This window comes from Nostoc sp. ChiVER01, from assembly GCF_034531155.1.
In the GTDB taxonomy this organism is placed as follows: Bacteria; Cyanobacteriota; Cyanobacteriia; order Cyanobacteriales; family Nostocaceae; genus Nostoc.
Map to the genome: position 1 here is coordinate 71,359 of NZ_JAVRBS010000036.1, position 6,000 is coordinate 77,358.

Sequence of the window (6,000 nt, forward strand, 5' to 3'; positions counted from 1 at the left end):
GAAGAATATTTGAATTTTGAATTTCATTGCGCCTATAATGGGCAAGGTTTTAAACTAATATTCATTACCCAGTCTGACTCTACTGATTCATGCTGAATTCTGACTCCTGGGTTCTGAATTCTCCTTGATAAATGGCGCGATCGCTGCTACAAATTCAGCAGTTGATTCATAGGGTAAAACATTGCGCCCATTTATTTTTATACCTCGGCCTTGAGGCAAACAGGCGAGATAGTGAGTTAAGCGTTCGTCTGGCGTTTCTTTTTTACCTTTTTGACTAATACTTGATGCAGTCTCTCCCATAACCGCTAATGTTGGTTGCTCAATAGAGGCGATAGAACTAGTATAATCCTGTCGCCAAAATCCTGCGAGAAAAGAAAACACTGCATAACGACTAGCAGGATTTTCTGCACCTGCAACCAATGTATTCAACCACTCTGCATCCACAGCATTCTCAGAAGCAAAAAGTTGACGAGTCGAGAAAGAATGTAAAAACTTTCGGGTGCGTGCATAGCGATAAAAAGCACTCCCAAAAGGCGAATCTAAAAGATTCCAAGCAAATTTTTGCCGCCATTCTGGTGATTTACTTGTTATCAAAGCCCACGCTGGAGGCGCAGAGAGTACAAGTCTGGCAATTAAGTTTGATTGCTTTTCGACTAATGCGATGCCTGCGGCGGACAAAGCCAACGCAACTGGTAATAAAGCACCTTGTACTACTACAATCACAGGTTTTTGTACTACTGTTTGTAAAAAGTACTGCAACTGTTCTGCCCAATCATTAGGAGTGTAAGCCAGATGAGGCATATCACTTTCGCCACATCCTAGTAAATCAGGGTTATAAATTAAATTACGCTGACCTGAATTATACCATTCGCGGCAAAATCGCTGCCAAAAGTGCCGCGACAATCCAACACCAATCGGATGAATTAACAATAAAGGAATACCCTCTGATGTTGTGTTAGTTGGTTGATGAACTTCGTAGGCGCAACGATAATTCCGCCAACTGTAAAACTGGCTAGGAGGTGCTGTGAAATTGGTTGTGTTAGTTACAGCAGATGGTTGCATAATTCCTAGTTGTTAATACTTGCTAAAAAATCATCTGTGGATGAATTAACTGGTATCCAGCTTCTTTAAGCTTTTCATTCGATACCCAAGCATTATATGGGCGTGTACTTTTAATAGAAGTATCCCATATAACTTTGGGTAAATTATGTTTTTCAAATAAGTTATCTAGCAAATCTCTACTGGTAAGATGTGCATCATCTACTAAATTATAAATTCCTTGTAAACGACGGTGACGGGCAAATTCTATCGCACCAACAATATCATCAATGTGAATCCAATTTGTGATATCCTCCCCGCCGGGACGGGTTGTACCAGAATATGTGCTAAAGATTTTCACCAGTTCTCTACCAGGGCCATAAATTCCTCCTAAGCGAAAGATACAAACGCGGAGGTTTTCGCTAGATGCTGATAGCAGCACATCCTCTGTTTTTCGGAGAATTTGTGCATTTAAATTAGCGGGCGCAAGCGGTGTTTCTTCATCTACCCAAACCCCATTTCTATCACCATATACGGCATAACTACCTGTGTATATTAATTGTTTTATACTCGGAATCTGCTGTAAAGATAAAGCTAAAGTTTGGGCAGTTTGTAGATAAGTTTCTTCATAAACTTCTGCATTTTTTGCACCAACGCTCAAAAGTACAACATCTTGATTGTACAAAACTGATTTTAGACTATCTAAGTTATTACCACGGGTAACTACAACTCTTTGAGATACTGAGTTTAGAGCAGGGACACGCTCAGAAGAAGTTGTGGTTACACTGACAACAAAATCCTCTTTTTTATGCCAATATTGAGCAACTTTATAACCAACATAACCACAACCAATGATTGCAACGTTCATGACAAATTAGACACAAATAAATTAAACTAATCATTGAGAATATTTTCTCAATGAAGGGAATAGACGTAAATCAATTTAACACTTCAAAGCTCACAGTCAATAGTCAATAGGACATAATTTTTTCCTAAATGACTAAATAACTATTTAGCTAATTCTTTCTCGATTATGGCAATTATTTCTGGTGAATTTGGCTGGATACTACTATTAAATCTAGCTATTACTTCACCTTGTTTATTAACTATAAATTTTTCAAAGTTCCAAGCAATAGTTCCCGTTGGCTCAACGGCTTTAGTAAGTCTCTCATAAAGTGGATGCTGCTGTGAGCCTTTGGCATGAACTTTATCGAATAGTTCAAAGGTAACACCATATTTACTCGTGCAGAATTTCACAATCTCTTCATTACTTCCTGGTTCCTGCGCTCCAAAATCATTACAAGGGAACCCTAAAACACGTAACCCTGCTTCTTTATACTTCTGGTTCAATTTTTCTAACGCCTCGTATTGAGAAGTATAACCGCAGTAGGATGCCACATTCACAATTAAGAGTACCTTGCCGATATAGTCGTTTAATTGTTTATCCTCACCGTTAATTGTCTTAACTGCGATGTCCGAAATCGTCTTAGTCATCTTGAATCTGATTTATAGGGAATATTGCCAAGTCTCCCATATTACAGGTACTCTAAACCCTCTTTTTTTTAATAAATTAGGTTTGTTCGCCCTACGATTTTATAAAAATCAAGCTCTTTAATCTAGCAATTAAGCGACTTTCTCCCAGTTGGCAAGCTTGCTTACCTTTAGCTTGTCTGATTGTGTTGGGTTAGGGTTATGCCGCAGTTGCCCAAACTCCAGCCGCAGGGCCAACAACAGCAGAATTTAAAGATTATCAATGGTATTTTGGCTGGTTTGGTTGCAATTACAGCGTCCAACCTGCCTCAACCAAGAAATTCCTTAACCGAATGGTTGCAAGTATTAACTGAATAATGCCACTATGAATCTGCCCGAGCTGAATTAAAGTTGATACTTATTTTACCTTGTGAAAATTTTATGGTTAGAGGATTGAGAGTTAGTATACTGCTATTGGCAGTTGTGGGAAATCTGGCGTGGTCATTTAGTGCCAAAGCAAATTTTAACGGCAAACTCATCGTAGAAATTGATGGATTGAAGAATAAACAAGGACAAGTCTGTGCCAGTATATTCGCTAACAGTAAAGGATTTCCTAGCGATGGCGATCGCAGCTTACAAAAGCAGTGTACCAAGATTACTAGCACTCCCTTTGCAATTACCTTTGAGAACTTGAAAGCAGGTAGTTACGCCGTTGCTGTCTTCCACGATCAAAATAACGACGGCACTCTCAATAGCAATGCTTTAGGTATACCAAGCGAAGGCTTTGGATTTTCCAGCAACCCAGAAATTCGCACAAGAGCGGCCAAATTTAGCGAAGCAGCATTTTTAGTAGCAGGCCCGGACACTGAGATTCAAATTCAATTGACATATTTTTAGGTTTATTCTGGTGAATCGTTGTGTGAATCTTCTGGTAGACTTTGTTGTTCCGGCAAACCACGCATTCGATTCATCTGAGTTAAAGCATATCGTGCTGTTGCTTGCACCTCGGCATCTGGGTCTTCTAATGCATGATGCAACATCTGACTCATTTGACCCATCATGTCATAAACACGCGTTAGATCACGGATCGCATTTTGCCTTACTTGTGGACTTTCATCTTGGAGTGAGATTGCTAGGCCACGGTTCATTGGTTTAAGTGTGCGGATACCAATTTCTGCCAAAGCTGCCAAAATTAAGCTGCTTTCTTGAGAATCAGCATCAATCATCAAGTCAACCAGATGCTGAATTGCTCGCGAATCTCCCTGCTGACCCAAATCCCAAATAGCCTTGCGCCGCTTTGTGGGGTCAGAACTGCGTAAATCTTGAATTAATTCCTCAACAATATTGAGTTTAGTTAGCCGGGAAGTTTTTTCTGGTAGCAGTAATTTTGTGGCGGGTGGTGGCGTATCTGTTTGCGGATTAGTTACAGTCTCTGGAGAGGGTGATAGCATAGGGATTTTGTTAGCTTCACTCAAACTTTTAGTTTCTGATATTTTGGATTGTACTTGTTCCCTCTGGCGAAGCCACCTCAGCAGATAAACAAGTACACCAATACTTCCTAGAACTACGATGGATAATATTAACCACCAGATAAAACCTTTATCTGTTGGTTCGGATGTTGTAGTTGGTTTGGAAGTCGCAGCAACAATTGGAGCAGTAACTATTGGGGAGGTGACAATCTGATTTTTGGCTACCATTGCTGCTTGCAGTTTTCCTCTAGTCGCCAGACCAGCAAGACCATCTACTTTTAAACCCTTTGCTTTCTGGAATTTAGTCACAGCGATTTCTGTACTGGCGTTGTACTCTCCATCTACCACGCCACTGTAGTATCCCAACTGCTTTAATTGGGTTTGTAATCTCTGCACATCTAATTTTGGACTACCATATCTCAAAACATTCGGACTAGCAGCCACTGTCGGACTAGCTTGTGCAAGTTTTAAAATTTCAGGTGCTAGGCTAGGTGTTGCTGTGCTTGCACGATTTGGGTAAAAACCCATGCAAGAAAAACAGGTAAATATCAAAATTGAGGAACGGCATAGCCTCATATTGCAAGTTTCAGCCTGAAGGTGGTTTTGAAGTATTTAATCCCACAATACCTTCAAGATTAACAAATTACCAAATGTTGACTGTAATTTTTTTATTGAGCATTGGGCATTAGTTATTCTCCCTACTGAATTACAAATTACGAATTACGTTAGCGTAGCGGTAGCGAGTCATCGAGCGTCATTACGAATTACCAGTTAGGGTAAAATTTCTCGTTCCGATTCTCTCACTCTGAAAGTTATGGGGTTCAATTTTTTAGCAGATGCTTCTAAAACCGGCTGCTGTATATTAGCTATTTCGCCGACAGTAACTGTATCGTTTTGCGCTGCTAAAGTATCACGTTGATTAATCAGATAAATGCTGATTAAAGTTAAGAAAACACCGACCCACTGCAACGGACTGAGGACTTCTGAGAGGAAGAGATTGCCGAATAGTAGAGCAAAGACGGGTGTGAGGAAGGTTAGGGAACTAAGACTGGTGAGACTGCCACTAGAGGCAAAGTAGAAGAATAAACCGTAGGCGATCGCACTGCCAAATACAGTAGCATAACCCAAAGCCACTAAATCAGATGCTCCTAGATTCTCCCATTGCTGAGATTCGACAACTGATGAAACTCCCCATAGTGGCAATCCACCCAAAATCATGTGCCATCCTGTAGCGGTTACTGGGTCAGCATGTCGGCACACAAACCGAATCAACACTGTTCCTACTGCCATTGATAGGGCTGCTAACAACATCAACCACTCACCACTAGCAAACAAATCTTGCCAGTTACCAATTGTGATATTTGCACCTGAGTCGAGAAAATGTAAAATCAACTCATCAGGTAAGCCAATTAAACTAATGCCTGTTACACCCAAGCCCAGCCCCAGCCATCCCCAAAAACCAATGTGTTCTTGAAATAGCCACAACGATAGTAAGGCAACAGCCAAAGGTTGGGAGTCAATCATCACAGACCCTAACCCCGCACTGGTTCTAACTAATCCCTCTGCCAAAAAGCCTTGAAACAGCGTCCCATCTACGAGGGCAAATAAGGTAATCCACAGCCATGCAGCCCAACCTTTCGGCTGAGGTTTACCCATAAATGCTGCTGCAATCAGAATTAACATCCCTGCTGGTATCAGACGCACACCTGCCATGAATAGCGGTGTGGTGTGGGGTATTACTCCTTTCATGGCTACCATTGCCGTCCCCCATAGGAAAAAGGGGGCAATTAAGAGGAGAGAGGCGAGGGGAAGTTTAGATGCACTGAGTTTCAGTTGCATGGGTTTGCTGATGCCTTTGTTTAACAAGCGCAAAAATTGCTTTACCCAATTTTACCGAAATTATGTAGTTTTGTGTAGACATGGATTTATTGTGATGCGTTCTCAAGAGTCAGAATATCAACTGTTGTTTTAGAGGATGTTTGAAAAGTGGTATCTTGTGCTTTTAATCACATTTTTACCCCCC

7 protein-coding genes are annotated in these 6,000 nt (G+C 40.9%); 2 read left to right on the top strand and 5 right to left on the bottom strand.

Features of this window, described 5'->3' with window-relative positions; translation table 11 throughout:
• Positions 1 to 87 precede the first annotated feature (87 nt).
• The 3 genes from RMY00_RS31590 to RMY00_RS31600 all read right to left on the bottom strand — a co-directional run bounded on the left by RMY00_RS31590 (position 88) and on the right by RMY00_RS31600 (position 2,532).
• On the bottom strand, positions 88 to 1,062 hold the full coding sequence (locus RMY00_RS31590) for an alpha/beta hydrolase (RefSeq protein ID WP_322651309.1): 975 nt from the start codon (positions 1,060 to 1,062) through the stop codon (positions 88 to 90).
• A 22-nt stretch (positions 1,063 to 1,084) separates the two neighbouring features.
• Positions 1,085 to 1,906, bottom strand: a complete 822-nt coding sequence (locus tag RMY00_RS31595; RefSeq protein ID WP_322651310.1) for an SDR family oxidoreductase — start codon at positions 1,904 to 1,906, stop codon at positions 1,085 to 1,087.
• Positions 1,907 to 2,046: 140 nt separating this feature from the next.
• Positions 2,047 to 2,532: a glutathione peroxidase gene (locus tag RMY00_RS31600; RefSeq protein WP_322651311.1), complete on the bottom strand. Its 486-nt coding sequence runs from the start codon at positions 2,530 to 2,532 to the stop codon at positions 2,047 to 2,049.
• 198 nt (positions 2,533 to 2,730) lie between these two features.
• Between RMY00_RS31600 and RMY00_RS31605 the strand changes: the two genes are divergently transcribed.
• Both RMY00_RS31605 and RMY00_RS31610 read left to right on the top strand, forming a co-directional pair.
• A complete protein-coding gene (locus RMY00_RS31605; protein ID WP_322651312.1) occupies positions 2,731 to 2,886 on the top strand; it encodes a hypothetical protein in 156 nt (51 codons plus the stop codon).
• A 63-nt stretch (positions 2,887 to 2,949) separates the two neighbouring features.
• The gene (locus RMY00_RS31610; protein WP_322651313.1) at positions 2,950 to 3,405 is read left to right on the top strand and encodes a DUF2141 domain-containing protein; all 456 of its coding nucleotides are present in this window, start codon (positions 2,950 to 2,952) and stop codon (positions 3,403 to 3,405) included.
• Between the two features lie 2 nt (positions 3,406 to 3,407).
• Here the strand turns inward: RMY00_RS31610 and RMY00_RS31615 are convergent, their stop codons facing one another.
• Together RMY00_RS31615 and RMY00_RS31620 are read right to left on the bottom strand one after the other, a co-directional pair.
• Positions 3,408 to 4,553 carry a peptidoglycan-binding protein gene (locus RMY00_RS31615; protein WP_322651314.1) on the bottom strand — a complete coding sequence of 382 codons (1,146 nt, stop codon included), beginning with the start codon at positions 4,551 to 4,553 and terminating at the stop codon, positions 3,408 to 3,410.
• A gap of 195 nt (positions 4,554 to 4,748) precedes the next feature.
• Positions 4,749 to 5,816 (bottom strand): DMT family transporter, encoded by a 1,068-nt coding sequence (locus RMY00_RS31620; RefSeq protein WP_322651315.1) that lies wholly within the window; start codon positions 5,814 to 5,816, stop codon positions 4,749 to 4,751.
• Between the last annotated feature and the right edge of the window lie 184 nt (positions 5,817 to 6,000).

What these genes read in the sequence shown, in the direction of transcription:
- RMY00_RS31590 (WP_322651309.1), bottom strand. Translation starts at nt 1,062, where the DNA reads ATGCAACCATCTGCTGTAACTAACACAACCAATTTCACAGCACCTCCT.
- RMY00_RS31595 (WP_322651310.1), bottom strand. Translation starts at nt 1,906, where the DNA reads ATGAACGTTGCAATCATTGGTTGTGGTTATGTTGGTTATAAAGTTGCT.
- RMY00_RS31600 (WP_322651311.1), bottom strand. Translation starts at nt 2,532, where the DNA reads ATGACTAAGACGATTTCGGACATCGCAGTTAAGACAATTAACGGTGAG.
- RMY00_RS31605 (WP_322651312.1), top strand. Translation starts at nt 2,731, where the DNA reads ATGCCGCAGTTGCCCAAACTCCAGCCGCAGGGCCAACAACAGCAGAAT.
- RMY00_RS31610 (WP_322651313.1), top strand. Translation starts at nt 2,950, where the DNA reads ATGGTTAGAGGATTGAGAGTTAGTATACTGCTATTGGCAGTTGTGGGA.
- RMY00_RS31615 (WP_322651314.1), bottom strand. Translation starts at nt 4,553, where the DNA reads ATGAGGCTATGCCGTTCCTCAATTTTGATATTTACCTGTTTTTCTTGC.
- RMY00_RS31620 (WP_322651315.1), bottom strand. Translation starts at nt 5,816, where the DNA reads ATGCAACTGAAACTCAGTGCATCTAAACTTCCCCTCGCCTCTCTCCTC.